16 protein-coding genes are annotated in these 15,776 nt (G+C 63.7%); 11 read left to right on the top strand and 5 right to left on the bottom strand.

Annotated elements, in window-relative coordinates:
• The first annotated feature begins 41 nt into the window (after positions 1-41).
• The gene (locus ASH04_RS03135; RefSeq protein WP_057472711.1) at positions 42-1,481 is read left to right on the top strand and encodes a gamma-aminobutyraldehyde dehydrogenase; all 1,440 of its coding nucleotides are present in this window, start codon (positions 42-44) and stop codon (positions 1,479-1,481) included.
• The gene (locus tag ASH04_RS03130) at positions 1,478-3,415 is read left to right on the top strand and encodes a primary-amine oxidase (RefSeq protein WP_032390633.1); all 1,938 of its coding nucleotides are present in this window, start codon (positions 1,478-1,480) and stop codon (positions 3,413-3,415) included. Before ASH04_RS03135 ends, ASH04_RS03130 begins: the two co-directional genes overlap by 4 nt.
• 128 nt (positions 3,416-3,543) lie before the next feature.
• Here ASH04_RS03130 and ASH04_RS03125 read toward each other — a convergent pair whose 3' ends face one another.
• From ASH04_RS03125 to ASH04_RS03115, 3 genes are all read right to left on the bottom strand, one after another.
• Positions 3,544-3,972, bottom strand: a complete 429-nt coding sequence (locus ASH04_RS03125) for a hypothetical protein (protein WP_037219569.1) — start codon at positions 3,970-3,972, stop codon at positions 3,544-3,546.
• A 223-nt stretch (positions 3,973-4,195) separates the two neighbouring features.
• A complete protein-coding gene (locus ASH04_RS03120; RefSeq protein WP_057472710.1) occupies positions 4,196-4,717 on the bottom strand; it encodes a hypothetical protein in 522 nt (173 codons plus the stop codon).
• Positions 4,714-4,926: a helix-turn-helix transcriptional regulator gene (locus ASH04_RS03115; protein WP_027498412.1), complete on the bottom strand. Its 213-nt coding sequence runs from the start codon at positions 4,924-4,926 to the stop codon at positions 4,714-4,716. Before ASH04_RS03115 ends, ASH04_RS03120 begins: the two co-directional genes overlap by 4 nt.
• A gap of 181 nt (positions 4,927-5,107) precedes the next feature.
• Here ASH04_RS03115 and urtA point away from each other — a divergent pair, with 181 nt between their 5' ends.
• The 6 genes from urtA (at position 5,108) to ASH04_RS03085 (ending at position 10,622) form a co-directional block, all read left to right on the top strand.
• Positions 5,108-6,385: an urea ABC transporter substrate-binding protein gene (urtA, locus tag ASH04_RS03110; protein WP_057472709.1), complete on the top strand. Its 1,278-nt coding sequence runs from the start codon at positions 5,108-5,110 to the stop codon at positions 6,383-6,385.
• A 72-nt stretch (positions 6,386-6,457) separates the two neighbouring features.
• Positions 6,458-7,342, top strand: coding sequence for an urea ABC transporter permease subunit UrtB (gene urtB / locus ASH04_RS03105; RefSeq protein ID WP_027498414.1), 885 nt, complete (start codon positions 6,458-6,460; stop codon positions 7,340-7,342).
• Positions 7,339-8,430: an urea ABC transporter permease subunit UrtC gene (gene urtC / locus ASH04_RS03100; protein ID WP_027498415.1), complete on the top strand. Its 1,092-nt coding sequence runs from the start codon at positions 7,339-7,341 to the stop codon at positions 8,428-8,430. Before urtB ends, urtC begins: the two co-directional genes overlap by 4 nt.
• Positions 8,427-9,257, top strand: a complete 831-nt coding sequence (gene urtD, locus ASH04_RS03095) for an urea ABC transporter ATP-binding protein UrtD (RefSeq protein ID WP_027498416.1) — start codon at positions 8,427-8,429, stop codon at positions 9,255-9,257. Before urtC ends, urtD begins: the two co-directional genes overlap by 4 nt.
• Positions 9,250-9,942, top strand: coding sequence for an urea ABC transporter ATP-binding subunit UrtE (gene urtE / locus ASH04_RS03090; protein WP_032373723.1), 693 nt, complete (start codon positions 9,250-9,252; stop codon positions 9,940-9,942). Before urtD ends, urtE begins: the two co-directional genes overlap by 8 nt.
• Positions 9,943-9,953: 11 nt before the next feature.
• Positions 9,954-10,622: a GntR family transcriptional regulator gene (locus ASH04_RS03085; protein WP_032406497.1), complete on the top strand. Its 669-nt coding sequence runs from the start codon at positions 9,954-9,956 to the stop codon at positions 10,620-10,622.
• A 47-nt stretch (positions 10,623-10,669) separates the two neighbouring features.
• Here ASH04_RS03085 and ASH04_RS03080 read toward each other — a convergent pair whose 3' ends face one another.
• On the bottom strand, positions 10,670-11,590 hold the full coding sequence (locus ASH04_RS03080) for an ABC transporter substrate-binding protein (protein ID WP_442971187.1): 921 nt from the start codon (positions 11,588-11,590) through the stop codon (positions 10,670-10,672).
• Between the two features lie 111 nt (positions 11,591-11,701).
• Here ASH04_RS03080 and ASH04_RS03075 point away from each other — a divergent pair, with 111 nt between their 5' ends.
• From ASH04_RS03075 to ASH04_RS03065, 3 genes are all read left to right on the top strand, one after another.
• Positions 11,702-12,262: a carboxymuconolactone decarboxylase family protein gene (locus ASH04_RS03075; RefSeq protein WP_027498420.1), complete on the top strand. Its 561-nt coding sequence runs from the start codon at positions 11,702-11,704 to the stop codon at positions 12,260-12,262.
• A complete protein-coding gene (locus tag ASH04_RS03070) occupies positions 12,259-13,023 on the top strand; it encodes a class I SAM-dependent methyltransferase (protein WP_235579908.1) in 765 nt (254 codons plus the stop codon). The genes ASH04_RS03075 and ASH04_RS03070 overlap by 4 nt, the downstream gene beginning before the upstream one ends.
• 117 nt (positions 13,024-13,140) lie before the next feature.
• Positions 13,141-14,190 (top strand): M48 family metallopeptidase, encoded by a 1,050-nt coding sequence (locus tag ASH04_RS03065; protein ID WP_057472708.1) that lies wholly within the window; start codon positions 13,141-13,143, stop codon positions 14,188-14,190.
• A 70-nt stretch (positions 14,191-14,260) separates the two neighbouring features.
• Here the strand turns inward: ASH04_RS03065 and lpdA are convergent, their stop codons facing one another.
• Entirely contained in the window at positions 14,261-15,676 is a 1,416-nt protein-coding gene (gene lpdA / locus ASH04_RS03060) for a dihydrolipoyl dehydrogenase (RefSeq protein WP_057472707.1), read from the bottom strand.
• Positions 15,677-15,776: the final 100 nt, after the last annotated feature.

Here is a 15,776-nt window from a genome sequence, read left to right as displayed (position 1 = left end):
CAGGCTTTGCAGAACCGAAATAGTCGACGCTAGGGGTTGTGATGACGGTGCCTGTCCTGCAGAACTACATCGACGGGGCATTCGTGACCCCCTCGGGTACCGAGATGCTCGATGTCGTCAGTCCGGTGGACGAGTCGGTGGTCGCTCGAGCCCCGATTTCCGATGCTGCCGATGTCGACGCCGCAATGTCGGCTGCCGCCAAAGCTTTCGAGACCTGGGGCAAGACGACTCCGAGTGAGCGGCAGAAGGTACTGCTGAAGCTCGCCGATGCCATCGAGGCCCACAGCGACGAGATCGTCGAGGCGCAGAGTCGTAACACCGGTCAGCCGAAGGCCACCATCGCCGCCGAGGAAGTCACCGTCGGAGCAGATCAAATTCGATTCTTCGCCGGGGCTGCCCGGATGCTCGAAGGCAAGTCGGCCGGCGAGTACATGGACGGGTTCACCTCGTACGTACGCCGCGAGCCGATCGGCGTCGTGGGGCAGGTGACGCCGTGGAACTACCCGTTCATGATGGCGATCTGGAAGATCGGGCCTGCGCTGGCAGCCGGCAACACCGTCGTTCTCAAGCCGAGCGACACCACCCCCGAGAGCACCCTGGTGCTGGCGAAATTGTCGAAGGGCATCGTCCCCGACGGCGTGCTGAACATCGTGCTCGGCAACGGCGGCACCGGCGCAGCCATCGTCGAACACAAGACGCCCGGCCTGGTCTCGATCACCGGTTCGGTGCGGGCAGGCATCGCCGTCGCCGTCGCCGCTGCCAAGCAGCTCAAGCGCGCGCACCTCGAACTGGGCGGCAAGGCACCGGCCATCGTGTTCGACGACGTCGACATCACCAAGGCCGCCGACGGCGTCGCCGAGGCCGCGTTCTTCAACGCCGGCCAGGACTGCACGGCGGTCACTCGCGTGTTGGTACACGAGTCGGTACACGACTCGCTCGTCGACGCACTCGTCGCCAAGGCGAAGACACTGAAGGTCGGATTGCCCGACGACCCCGACACCTTCCTCGGCCCGTTGAACAACGTCAACCACTTCGGCCAGGTCAGCTCCAAGGTCGACGGTATCGGCGCGCACGCCACCATCGTCACCGGCGGAAAGCGCATCGGCGACAAGGGATTCTTCTACGAGCCCACGATCATCACGGGCGTGCAGCAAGCCGATCCCATCGTGCAGGAGGAGACGTTCGGCCCGGTGCTGACGGTGCAGAAGTTCTCCGACGAGTCAGAGGCGATCGAACTTGCCAATGACGTCGACTTCGGTCTCGCGTCGAGCGTCTGGACGTCCGATCATGCTCGCACGCTTCGCATTTCGGCGGCTCTGGACTTCGGTGCCGTCTGGGTCAACTGCCACATCCCGTTGGTGGCCGAGATGCCGCACGGTGGCTTCAAGTACTCCGGCTACGGCAAGGACCTCTCGGCCTACGGCGTGGACGATTACACCCGCATCAAGCACGTGATGAGCTCGACGGAGACCATCGCATGACATTCCATCCCCTGGACCCACTCTCGAGCGACGAATTCTCTACCGTCGCCGAGGTTCTGGGCCGGGAACACGGTGTCGGCGACGGGTGGCGATTCGCCTCGATCGAGATGATCGAACCGTCCAAGTCCGAGGTCGCCGCGTTCGATGCGGACGGTACCGTCCCCGCCCGTCGCGCAGTCTCGGTGGTGTTGAACCGCGCCGAGAACAGCACGTTCAAAGCCGTGGTGTCACTGGACAACAGGAGCACCGAATCCTGGACCCACATCCCGGACGTGCAGCCCAACTTCACCGTCGACGAGTGGGAAGAGGCCGACGCGGCGCTGCGTGCACACCCCGATGTGATTGCCGCGCTTGCCGATCGCGGGATCACCGATCTCGATCTGGTGTTCATGGACACCTGGACGTACGGCGAGGCGGTGACGCCCGAGAAGTACAAGGGTCGACGCCTGGGCTGGTCCGACACGTGGGTCAAAGCCGCAGAGGGTGCCAATCCGTACGCGGGGCCGGTGGGCGGCTTCCACTGCGTCATCGACGCCAACACGATGGAACTGCTCGAAATCGAGGACACCTACCGCGTCGAGCGGCCGGAGATCATGGGCGAGTATGTACCCCGCCATATTCCGGAGCGCATCCGTAACGCCAGCAGCCGTCCGCCGCTGAAGCCGCTCGAGATCACCCAGCCGGACGGCCCGTCGTTCGAGCTGGACGGCAACAAGCTGACGTGGCAGAACTGGTCGCTGCGTGTGGGGTTCAACTACCGCGAGGGCATGACGCTGCACGCCGTCACCTACGACGACAACGGGAACACGCGATCCGTCGCGAACCGAATGTCGTTCGCGGAGATGGTCGTTCCGTATCGTGACCACACCGAGGACCACTATCGGCGCACCGCATTCGACATCGGCGAGTGGGGCCTGGGCTTCATGACCACCTCGCTCGAGCTCGGCTGCGATTGCCTCGGTGAGATCCGGTACCTCGATGCCGTGCTGCACAACAGCAAAGGCGAGCCGTACACGATCACCAACGCGATCTGCATCCACGAGGAAGACAACGCGGTGCTGTGGAAGCACGTCGATCACGACGCCGGGGCAGAGGTGCGTCGGATGCGCCGTCTCACCGTCAGCTTCCACGCCACCGTCGCCAACTACGAGTATCTCGTCTACTGGCGCTTCTATCAGGACGGCAACATCGAGTGCGAGGTGCGCGCCACCGGCATCATGGTCGTCACCCACTTCGAGGAGGGCGGCACCCATCCGTCGGGCACGCTGATCGACAATCGCACGTATGCGCCGTACCACCAGCACTTCCTGGTCGCCCGGCTCGATCTGGACATCGACGGCACCGAGAACACCGTCTATTCCAGCCAGACCCAAATGGTTCCGATGGGTCCCGACAATCCGTACGGCCTGGCCCTGACGCAAGTGAACACCCCGCTCACCACCGAGTCCGAGGGCAAGCAGGATTACGACTGGAACACGCAGAAGGCATGGAAGGTGGTCAACGACAACGTCACCAACGGTCTCGGCACCCGGCCCGCGTACAAGTTGGTGCCCGGCTCGGCGATTCCGGCGATGTTCGATCCGGCGTCGCCGATCTTCCAGCGTTCCCAGGTGATCGGTCACACCGTATGGGTCACGCCCAATTCACCCGACGAGCGTTGGCCCAGTGGCGAGTTCGTCAATCAGAGTGGCGTCGACCATGGCCTCCCCGAGTGGACCGAGAAGAACCGTTCGATCGAGAACACCGATGTGGTGGTCTGGTACACCTTCGGCATCCATCACATCACCAGGCCCGAGGACTGGCCGGTGATGCCGTCCGACACCGTCTCGTTCTGGCTCAAGCCTTTCGGCTTCTTCGACCGCAACCCCTCGCTCGACGTCGCACCATCGGAGCCGAAGCACTGCCACACCGATCCCGGCAGCACCTGTCACTGACTGGCGCGACCTGACGGCAGCGAGGACCGACAACGAAGCGAAGCGGCGCGTAGCTCACCTGAGCTACGCGCCGCTTCGCTGTGTTGAAATGACCGGGCCTTGCGTCCCGCCTAGGAGCTGTGTCCGGCCTACGAACTACGTCGGACCTCGAACTGCTCGCCGACGACAGCAGTCTGCGATTCGGTGACGCAATCCAGGCGTCCGTCCAGACGCAGCGAGACGTTGTACTCACCCGGCTTGAGCGCGAACGTGGTGATGGAGATGCTTGTCGCGTTGTCTTCCACGACGACGCGTGGGCTCAGCGACAGCATGCCGTTGTGCAGGACCTCGCATACCTGACCCGGAAAAACGTTGTCCACATCGACGGTGATGGTTCTGGGGCCGCCCAGAACCTCGATCGTGGGAGTGCTCGACCCTACGAGTCTGAGGTAGCTCTTTTCTCTGCGCACGGTCTCGACTTCCCTGTTTGCATGCTCCACCGGAGGGTGGACGCCCGACACGGTCTCGTTGGTACTTCGTGGCGCGACGGAGGACGGATTGGTATTACACGTCGTCATCGCCGTCCACCCGAGCCTCCCTTTACATCGAACGTGCATCCGTCCGCGTTACCGAAACCGCCGCCGAACAGCACCCCTACAGCCGCAACACCGAGAAATCGCGATGTCATCGGTCAGAACATACCCTCCGGCCTGCAAATCTGCGAAACGGAGACGGTCCAACCGAAGCCTTTACGCATCCTTGCACCCTGTAACAGATCGTGCGACACATTCGAGACCCAATTCATTCGTCCGTATCGAAAGCCCGCTGCTCGGCCAGCTCGGCGGCATGCTCGGCCTTTCGTTGCCGGAGCTGATGCATCTTCACACCCACGACTACGGCAGCCAGGCCCACGGGTGCACCTATTGCGGCTCCGATCGCGACAGACCCGAGGTCACCGCCACCGTAATGAGCAAGCAGACGAATCATTGCGCCGCCGCCGGTGAGAAAAAGCAGCACGCCCGCCAATGCGATTCGAGCGCGCCGGAGTTCCTGCGAGGTGTACATGTCGATCCCCCGCGCGCGGGCGTATGCCAACACCACGTTCGCGACGGCCGTCAGAGCCACGAAGATTCCCAATGCCACCCAGGCCCCGGTGACACCCGCCGCGAAGGGCAGTACAGCGCCGGCGATCATTCCGATCCACAGCAGGGACTGAAATCCGACGGCCGAGGCCTCGTTCCAGATGTCGCGTTGCAATTCGTCGGCGTAGAAGTCGTCGTCCAGGTCTCCCACGAAGCGGGCAGCTTTGGTGAATGCGCTCATGTTCGTTTCCCTTCGTCGTCGCCGAACAGTGTTTCGACTGTCGTGTCGAGTGCTCGGGCCAGTCGCAGTGCCAGGTACACGCTCGGTGCGTAGTCGCCGCCCTCGACGGAGACGATGCTCTGCCGGCTGACTCCGCAGATGGTGCCGAGTTCGGCCTGCGTGATGCGTGCCTGTTTGCGATGCGCGCGAACGTTGTTGGATCCGGGCATGACAAAAAGTCAACTCTGCTTGGCATGAAATGTCAAGCAGTCTTGTCATTCGCTCGCCTTTACCTGCTCGTAACGCGAGAAACAGACTCGTCACCGCAGAAAATACCAACGCAATAAGTTGCCTTTACTGTTCGCAATCGCGAATACATCTCCGTATACACACTTTCCGAAAGGGCCGTAGATGCCTGCTGTCTCGAAGCGCATGTCCGTCAAGCGCGTCATGGTCGTTCCCGCAGCACTGGCTGCATTGAGCCTGGTTGCCACTGCCTGCGGTAGCAAGGCGAGCGACCCCACCACCGCCGAGGGCGGCGGAGGCTTGTCCACCTCGTGTGTGGACACCTCCGGTGACACCATCAAGGTCGGCTCGCTCAACTCCCTGTCCGGCACGATGGCGATCAGCGAAGTGACAGTGCGTGATTCGATCGCACTGGCCGTCGAGCAGATCAACGCGGCCGGTGGCGTCAACGGAAAGCAGATCGAGGTCGTCGCAGAGGACGGCGCATCCGAGCCGACCGTGTTCGCCGAGAAGGCCGAGAAGCTGATCAGCAGCGATTGTGTCGCAGCCGTTTTCGGTGGCTGGACGTCATCGTCGCGCAAGGCGATGCTGCCGGTGTTCGAGGACAACGACGCTCTCCTCTACTACCCCGTGCAGTACGAGGGCCTCGAGGCGTCGAAGAACATCTTCTACACCGGAGCCACCACCAACCAGCAGATCATCCCGGCCCTGGACTACCTGAAGGAGAAGGGCGTCAAGTCCCTCTACCTGGTGGGCAGCGACTACGTGTTCCCGCAGACCGCCAACCGCGAGATCAAGGCGTATGCGGCCGCCAACGGTATCGAGATAAAGGGCGAGGATTACACCCCGCTCGGTTCGACGGACTTCTCCACCATCGTCAACAAGGTGCGCTCCGCCGACGCCGATGCCGTGTTCAACACGCTCAACGGTGATTCCAACGTTGCATTCTTCCGTGAGTACACCAACGCCGGCCTGAAAGCTGCTGACATGCCGGTCATCTCGGTGTCCATCGCCGAGGAAGAGGTGGCGGGCATCGGAGCCGCGAACATCGCGGGCCAGCTGACTGCCTGGAACTACTACCAGACCGTCGACAGCCCGGAGAACACCAAGTTCGTCGCCGACTACAAGGCGAAGTACGGTGCCGACAAGCCCACCTCGGACCCCATGGAAGCCGCGTACACCTCGGTCTACCTGTGGAAGAACACCGTCGAGAAGGCAAATTCGTTCGCGGTGGCCGACATTCAGGCCGCAGCCGACGGTGTCAGCTTCGCCGCTCCCGAGGGCGAGGTCGTCATCGACGGCGACAACCACCACATCTCCAAGACCGCCCGCATTGGTGAGATCCGGCCCGACGGCTTGATCTACACGGTGTGGGAGTCCCCCGAGGCCATCGCTCCCGACCCGTTCCTCGAGACCTACGACTGGGCCTCCGACCTCAACTGACCACCACCCATGTGAGTGGAACTTCGTAGCCTGCTACGAAGTTCCACTCACATGCTCCGAAGGAGCTCCCCCATGGACGTCGTGATCGGACAGTTGTTCACCGGCCTGTCGATCGGATCCATTCTCTTGCTCGCCGCCCTCGGGCTCTCACTGACGTTCGGTCAGATGGGCGTCATCAACATGGCGCACGGCGAGTTCATCATGGCCGGCTCGTACACGGCTTACGTAGTGCAGCAGATCGTCTCGACCGGCGGCGCATCACTGTTCATCTCCCTGATCGTCGGCTTCCTCGTCGGCGGCGCAATGGGTGTGCTGCTCGAGGTGACGCTGATCCAGCGCATGTACCACCGTCCACTGGACACCCTGCTCGTCACGTTCGGCGTCGGGCTGATACTGCAGCAGCTCGCTCGCGACATCTTCGGTGCCCCGGCGGTCAACGTCGTCTCGCCGGAATGGCTCAGCGGCGGCGTCGACATCCTCGGTGCCGTGGTGCCCAAGACCCGAATCTTCATTCTCGTCCTCGCGGTCGTCGCCGTTGTCGCACTGTCGATCGCGCTGAAGAAGACCGCAATGGGTCGACGCATCCGCGCGGTGGTGCAGAACCGCGATCTCGCGGAAACCTCGGGCATCTCGAGCCGCCGGACCGACATCTCGACGTTCTTCCTCGGCTCCGGTTTGGCGGGTGTCGCGGGCGTGGCACTGACTCTGATCGGATCCACGAGTTCCACTGTGGGACAGAGCTACCTGATCGACGCTTTCCTGGTGGTCGTCGTCGGTGGACTCGGCCAGATCAAGGGCGCGGTGATCGCCGCCTTCGCCCTCGGAATCCTCAACTCGTTCATCGAATACAGCACCACGGCCTCTATCGCCAAGGTCATCGTGTTCGTCCTCATCGTGATCTTCCTGCAGGCCCGCCCACAGGGCTTGTTCGCCGTCAAGACAAGGAGCCTGGTATGAGCGAGTTCATCGCCAAGCGCGGCGCTCTGCTGGGTTTCGCGCTCGCCGCAATCCTGTTGTTCGCTGTGGCGCCCGCCGTCCTCAGCGACTTCCGGTTGAACCTCTTGGGCAAGTTCATCTGCTACGCAATTGTGGCTGTCGGTATCGGATTGGCCTGGGGCCGAGGCGGAATGCTCACCCTTGGCCAGGGTGTCTTCTTCGGCATCGGTGCCTACATCATGGCCATGCATCTGAAGATTTCCGACGCCGATCTGCGCGGCGACGCGGTACCGGACTTCATGTCCATCGCCGGTATCCGTGAATTGCCCTCGTACTGGCTGCCGTTCACCTCGCCCATCACGACGATTCTGGGCATCCTGTTCGTGCCGGCACTGGTGGCGCTGGTGCTCGGCCTCGGCGTGTTCAAGCGTCGCGTCAAGGGCGCGTACTTCGCGATCCTCAGTCAGGCACTGGCCGCCGCCTTCGCGATCCTGCTCATCGGACAGCAGACCACCGGTGGATCCAACGGGCTCAACAGGTTCCGCACGTTCTTCGGGTTCAACCTCAACGACCCCGCCAACAAGCAGATGCTGTTCTTCATCGCTGCCGGCGTACTGCTCGTCGTCGTCGCCATCACCCGCCAGCTGATGTATTCGCGCTACGGCGAACTACTGGTCGCCGTCCGCGATCAGGAAGAGCGAGTGCGCTTCCTCGGCTACGACCCGGCGAACGTCAAGATCGTCGCGTACGTCGCCGCAGCGTTCTTCGCCGGTCTCGCCGGTGCGCTGTTCGTCCCGATCGTCGGCATCATCTCCCCCAACGACGTCGGCATCGTTCCGTCCATCGCGTTTCTCATCGGCGTCGCCATCGGCGGCCGCACCACCCTGCTCGGCCCGGTTCTCGGCGCGCTCGGAGTCGCGTGGGCGCAGACCACGCTGTCCGAGCAGTTCCCGTCCGGTTGGACGTATGCGCAGGGCCTGCTGTTCGTCGTGGTCGTCGGATTCTTCCCCGCCGGCATCGCCGGACTCTTCGCACTGCGCAAGCGAAAGAAGGAGCCCGAATCGGTCCCCGAGGCCAGCGCGGAACCAGAGAAAGAGCTCGCACGATGATCCATGTCGAAGGCCCGCAGCCCACGTTCGGCGGCAACGCCGGCATGTCCAGTCAGTACCTCGAAGTCCGTGATCTGACAGTCAGTTTCGACGGCTTCAAGGCCAACACCAACGTCGATCTGACGCTGATGCAGGGCGATCTTCGCTTCCTCATCGGCCCGAACGGAGCCGGCAAGACCACGCTGATCGACGCCATCACCGGTCTCGTTCCGGCCACCGGCTCGGTCACCAAGTCCGGAGTGGAACTGCTGGGCAAGAAGGTGCATCAGATCGCCCGGCTCGGTATCGGTCGAACCTTTCAGACGGCCAGCATCTTCGAGAATCTGACGGTATTGCAGAACCTGGATATCGCCGCCGGGTCCGGCCGGTCGGTACTGACGATGTTGCGCCGTCGGGCATCGGTTCTGCCGCAGATCGAGGAGGCCCTCGAGACGATCGGTCTGACGGCCCAGAGAGACAAGGCCGCAGGAATTCTGGCGCACGGCCAGAAGCAGTGGCTCGAGATCGGAATGTTGTTGGTGCAGAACGCCGATGTGCTTCTGCTCGACGAGCCGGTCGCCGGCATGAGCCACGAGGAACGTGAGGAGACGGGCCAGCTGCTGCAACGCATAGGCGGTGAACGGACCGTGGTGGTGGTGGAGCACGACATGGACTTCATGCGGATGTTCGCGACCTCGGTGACAGTACTGGCGGCCGGACGCGTTCTGGCCGAGGGCACCGTGGCCGAGGTGCAGGCCGATCCGAAGGTTCAGCAGGTCTATCTCGGCACCGCCGCGGCGGGCGAGGAACTCGAGCACATTGCAGAAGAGGGAGCCGATCATGCTTGAACTGGTCGACGTCAGAACAGGTTACGGCCGCAGCGAGGTCGTTCACGGTGCGTCGCTGACGGTTCCGGCCGACGGTGTCGCGGCGGTGATGGGCCACAACGGTGCGGGCAAGACGACGCTGCTGCGCGCGGCGGTCGGGCTGTTGAAAGTGAACTCTGGCAAGGTCATGTTCGACGGTGAGGACGTCAGTGCGTTGCGGCCCAGCGCCCGCGTCGCCCGCGGACTGGCCTACGTGCCACAGGGCCAGCAGTCTTTCGGTCAGTTGACGACAGCGGAGAACCTGCAGGTGGTGGCCGACGGGCGCAAGCGCGGCAAGGCACTGATCGACGAGGCACTCGACCTCTTTCCGGCGCTGAAGGAATTGCTGAATCGCAGAGCCGGCCTGCTGTCCGGCGGCCAGCGCCAACAGCTCGCCATCGCAAGAGCCTTGATCACCGAACCGCGGATGCTGATTCTCGACGAGCCGACCGAGGGCATTCAGCCGTCGGTCGTCGCCGAGATCGAGCGCACCGTCATCGAGCTCACCCGCCGCGGCGGTCTCGGAGTTCTGTTGGTGGAGCAGCACATCGGCTTCGCATTGGAATCTGCCCAGAAGTACTACATTCTCGAGGCCGGCCGGATCACGTCCACCGGTGTGGGCGGATCCGATTCCGAAGCCGACGTGCGCGCAGCCATGGCGATCTGACCGGGCTTATCGTGCCGCGCAAGGACCTTCGCGAGAAGGTCTATTCGTCACTGCGCCGGGATCTGATCTCCGGTGCGATCGGCTCCACGGAACGGCTCGGCGAGGAGCGTCTCGCCGAGCTGTACGGCGTCTCGCGCACTCCTGTGCGGGAGGCGCTGGCACGTCTGCAAGCCGACGGTCTGGTCGTGCGCGACGAGGCCGGTCTGCATCCCTATCGTCCCCGGCTCGGCGACCTACCGGATCTGTACGAACTGCGGTCGACTCTCGAGTCCCGCGGAATCACCCGCTCGACGCCGCAGTCCTTCGATCGGGCAGCCTTGTCGGCGTTGGCGGTGACGTGGGCCGGGTTGCGGGCGCACCCACCGGAGACCACCGACGACATGGTCGCCATGGACGAGCAGTTCCATGTCGCGTTGTCGGCCGCGTCTGGCAATGCGGCTCTGACCGAGGCCCTGTGCGCCGTCAACGCCAAGGTGCGGCCCGTGCGTATTCTCGGTGGTCTCGACGCGTCGGCCGTGGTCTCGGCGATCGATGAACATCTCGCGATCGTCGAGCACCTACTGGCCGGGCAGCTGGACACGGCGCTGGATACGCTTGTTGCACATATCGATTCGTCCCGCGACCGAGTGGTCGAGCGCGCCCGTCAGGCCGCGGCACTGGCCGGCGCGGTCCGAATCTGACGCGTCAGTTGGCATCCGACAGGAGTGGAGCCTGCGGAACGACCCAACTAGTCCGACAAGATTCGGTCGATGTCGTCGAGCACGGTTTGTCCGCCCATGGGCCCGACGCCGGTGATCCAGTACGACAGGTCCACCGCATGCGGATTGGGCAGTGTCGCAGCGTTAGCGGTGATCGACGCCGGGATGGCGGCGGGGTCCGACGGGTTGTCGGCGGTGACGACGATCAGGTCCGCTGCCGCCTGAGCCGCGAGCTCGGGCGAGAGGTCGACCGAGATCTCGTCGGCCCATTCCGGCCGCGGCGGGGTGGTGAATCCGGCGCATTCGAGCGTGCTTCCGGCGAACGACGACGGCCCGTACAGGGTCAGCTCACCACTTCGCGGCCTGATCAGTTGCGCTGTTTTCCCGGCGGTGTCGTGCTTTTCGGCGATCTGGGCGCACCGGTCGTCGTATGCGGTGAGCAGTTCCTCGGCCTTCGCCTCCTTGCCGAGAACGCGCCCGACGAATCGGACACTGTCGCGCCACGGATCGGACTGGGAGGCGATGAACACCGTCGGCGCGATGGCGGAGAGTTGGTCGTAGTACTGCGCGTGCCGAGTCTCCGTCCCGAGAATGAGGTCGGGTTGCGCGGCAGCAATGTCCTCGATGGTCGGTTCGGCCACCGTGCCGACCGTGGCGATGCCGGCCGCTTCCGTACCGAGATAGGCCGGCACACCGGCGGTTTCGCTGAGCACCGCCGTGCCGACGGGCACGATGCCGAGCGCGACCGTGGTGTCGAGTTCCACCGGTTCCAGGGTGACGACCCGCAGAGGATTGTCGGGAACGTCGATCGAGCCTCGAACGGTCTCGACCGTTCGAGTCGCTTCGCCGGCGGACCCGTCGGCGGTATCGGCCGACGAGCATGCCGTCGCTCCTGCCGCCACCGCGAGCGCGGTGATGGCCAACGCTGTCAGACCGAGCTTGAACTGCACCACTTCGAGGGACCTCCGGGTAGAACAATGCGAGACACAAAAGAGGTTAGCCTACCCTGCAAGGCGTTGCGAACCGCGTCCCCGGACGGCGGAGCTACCAGTCGGTAGGATGTGATCGTGACCACTCCTCGCATTCCGTCCGGTACCGCCCGCACTCTCGGCCCCGTCAACTGGGTCATCTGCAAGGTCATCGCCAAAGGCGCGGGAGTACCCAACCCCCACCTGTTCACCACTCTCGGTCGAACCGGTGGCCTGTACCGGGCGTGGCTGTTCTACAGCGGCCATCTGATGCCGGGCGGAAAGATCTCCCGCAAGGAATCGGAAATGGTGATTCTCCGGGTGGCGCACCTGCGCGAATCGGCATACGAGATGGACCACCACATCCGCCTGGGCCGTCGAGCCGGCATCGACCGAGACCTGCTCGAGCTGATCATGACCGGCCCGCACGCCCCTGGGCTGTCGACTCGCTACCGCACCATCCTCACTGCCGTCGACGAGCTGATCGAGACCAAGACGCTCACCGACGCCACGTGGTCCGAACTGGCGACCCAGTTCGACGAACGTCGCCTCATCGAATTCGTCTTGCTGGTCACCCAATACGACGGGCTCGCAACCACATTGGGCACCCTCCGCGTCGAACGCGACTACGGCGACCGGCCGCCACGACGATGAACGAGACACCCGAGACTGCACTGCGCCGCGCTCTGGCGATGATCGAACCGGAGTCGGTCCGCACGAGCGCCCGGATCGACGGCGGCTACGTCGAACTCATGGGCAACGCCAAAGCCCCCAATCCGACGATGGCCAGCCGAGCGATGAACAACCGCGGTGTCGCGGCGATCTACGAGAACATCTGGCGACCGTTCGGAGTATCGATGATGGGAATCGGCGGGCTGCCCATGTCCGCCGAACGCGCCAAGGCCGTCGCCGACTTGCGGTTACACGGGCCACAGCGAGTCCTGGACGTCGCCTGCGGCCCCGGCAACTTCACCAGATTCCTGTCCGAGCAGCTGACCGAGGACGGTATCGCCGTCGGCTTCGACATCTCCGAGGCCATGATCGCTCGCGCAGTGCGCGACAATCGGGGGCCGCGTGCGGCGTACGTTCGCGGCGATGCGGCCGAACTCCCGTACGCCGACGCGACATTCGACGCCGTATGCTGTTATGCCGCACTGTATCTCGTGCCACATCCACTGCAGGTGGTCGACGAGCTCATCCGCGTCCTGCGACCGGGTGGTCGCATCGCCATCATGACCAGCTGTGAACTGGGCCTGGCACCGCTGCGTACCGTCGTCGGCCTGGGATCTGCCGCCGTCGGGGTACGCATGTTCCCGAAGGGGCAGTTCACCGAGATGTTTGCTGCTGCGGGCATGACCGACATCGAGCAGGACATCCGCGGTCTCGCCCAATTCGTCAGTGCCACCAAGAATTAGCGCTACCGACCCTGCTACACCCCCGGCAATGCGAGACCTGACCGTGGTCAAGAACGAACCGGAAGGGCTTTTTACTGATACTTTGGCAAACAGACCGATCAGACTGGGAGCCACACAGTGACACACGCACCGGACCGTACTCAAATCGAGTTTCCCGATATCTCTTCTCGCACTTGGGAACACCCTTCGGACCGAGCAGCCTTGGTCACTCTTCGTACCCTCAAGGGCTTCGACACGGTGCTGCGAACGCTGTCCGGACTGCTGCGCGAGAGACAGCATCGCCTGATGTACTTGGCTACCGCGGTGCGTGTCGACGAACGCCAGTTCAAGGATCTGAACGATCTTCGAGCCGATTGTGTGCAAATTCTCGGCGCGGAGGAAACTCCGGAGCTGTTCGTGGTTCAGTCGCCGATGGTCAACGCGTTCACCATCGGGATGGATCGACCGTTCATCGTTCTCACCACCGGCATGCTCGACATCATGACCTACGAGGAACAGCGATTCGTCGTCGGCCACGAACTGGGCCACGCCCTGTCCGGCCACGCGGTGTACCGCACCGTTCTCATGCACCTGATGCGCCTCGCCGGCACGGTCGGCTGGGTTCCGGTGGGCGGCTGGGCCTTGCGCGCGGTCATCGCGGGACTGATGGAATGGCAGCGCAAATCCGAATTGTCCGGCGACAGAGCAGGTTTGCTGTGCGGACAGGACGTGCACACCGCGATCAGCGTGCAGCTCAAGTTGGCGGGCGGCGCACGTATCAGCGAAATCGACGTCGACGCCTTCCTCGCTCAGGCCGCCGAGTACGAGGCCAGTGGAGACCTGCGCGACGGCGTGCTCAAGCTGCTCAATCTCGAACTCCTCTCGCACCCGTTCTCGGTGCTGCGAGCTGCGGAACTGAAGAAGTGGGTCGACAGGGGCGAGTACGCGGCGGTCCTTCGCGGCGACTACCCGCGCCGGTCCACCGACCACGAGGCCAAGGTGTCGGAGGAGTTCCGTAACGCGGCCCGCACGTACAAGAACAACTTCGACACGTCTGAGGACCCGCTGATCAAGACGGTCCGCGACATCGGCAGCGGCTTCACCGGTGCCGTCGACGCCGTCGGCAACGGAATCGGCGACGTGGCATCGGACATCAAGGGCCGATTCGATCACTGGCGAAAGTCCTAGCACCCCAGAACGAAGCGAACGGCGGCGACCACCGAGGTGGTCGCCGCCGTTCGTCGTTCTACAGCAGAGATCAGAAGTTGATCATGTGGCCTGCGAGGCCGTGGATCGCTTCCTGCAGTGCCTCCGACAGCGTCGGGTGCGTGTGGACGTTGCGGGCCAGCTCGTTGACCGTCAGGTCCCACTTCTGGGCCAGGGTCAGCTCCGGCAGCAGCTCCGAGACGTCCGGTCCGATGAGGTGGCCACCGAGCAGCTCACCGTACTCGGTGTCGGCGATGAGCTTGACGAAGCCCGTCGCGTCGCCCAGGCCGTGTGCCTTGCCGTTGGCGGCGAACGGGAAGTTCGCGACCTTGATGTCGGATCCACGAGCCTGCGCTTCTTCGCGGGCCTGGTCCTCGGTCAGACCGAAGCTGGCGACCTGCGGCTGGCAGAACGTGGCGCGTGGCATCATCCGGTAGTCGTCGATCGGCAATGTCTCTGCGCCGCCGATGGTTTCGGCAGCCACCACGGCCTGCGCCTCCGCCACGTGGGCGAGCTGGAGCTTGGCGGTGACGTCGCCGATGGCGTAGATGTGCGGGACGTTGGTCTGCATCGTGTTCGTGATGCCGATGGCACCGCGATCGGTGAGCTCGACACCGGTCTTCTCGAGACCGAAGCCCTCGACGCGAGGGGCGAATCCGACGGACTGCATCACCTTGTCGACGGTGAAGGTCTCGCTCTCACCGGACTTGTTGTGCTTGATCTCGACGGTGACCTTGGAGCCGTCGTCGTCGATGCTCTGCACACCCGCGCCGGTGATGACCTTGACGCCGAGCTTCTTGTACTGCTTCTCGATCTCCTTCGAGACGTCCTTGTCCTCGTTGGGGAGCGCGCGATCGAGGAACTCGACGATGGTGACGTCGACTCCGTAGTTCTTCAGGACGTACCCGAATTCCATACCGATGGCACCTGCGCCGACGATGAGGATCGAGCCCGGCAGATCCTTGGTCATGATCTGCTCTTCGTACGTGACGACGTTCTTGCTGAGCTCGGTTCCCGGGAGCAGCTTGGTAGTGCTGCCGGTCGCGATGATCGCGTTGTCGAACGTGATCGTCTCGGTGCCGCCCTTGGACAGTTCGACCTCGATGGTGTTGGCATCGGTGAACGTGCCCTGGCCGTCGTACTCGGGGATCTTGTTCTTCTTCATCAAGAAGTGGATGCCCTTGACGCGTCCGTCCGCGACCTTGCGGCTGCGGTCGAATGCTGCGCCGAAGTCGAAGGATGCTTCACCCGAGATACCGAACAGCTTGGCCTCTTTGGTGAAGAGGTGCGCCAGCTCGGCGTTACGGAGAAGCGCCTTCGAGGGGATGCAGCCCACGTTGAGGCACACACCGCCCCAGTACTTCTTCTCGATGATGGCAGTGCTGAGTCCGAGTTGTGCCGCGCGGATAGCAGCGACGTACCCACCGGGACCGGCTCCGAGGACAACGACGTCATAGTGTGAGGTCACGAGTCCCCAGCGTAGTCGTGCCCTCCGACACTGTCTCGACCTGGTCTTCGTTACCAGCCGGTAGCCTCGCACGCGTCCTGCACCCGACCGCACGTGTGCT

Origin of the sequence: Rhodococcus sp. Leaf233 (assembly GCF_001426165.1) — a bacterium.
GTDB lineage: Bacteria > Actinomycetota > Actinomycetes > Mycobacteriales > Mycobacteriaceae > Rhodococcoides > Rhodococcoides fascians.
The sequence above is the reverse complement of the archived record's forward strand: the minus strand, read 5'-3'. Positions and strand labels throughout refer to the sequence as shown.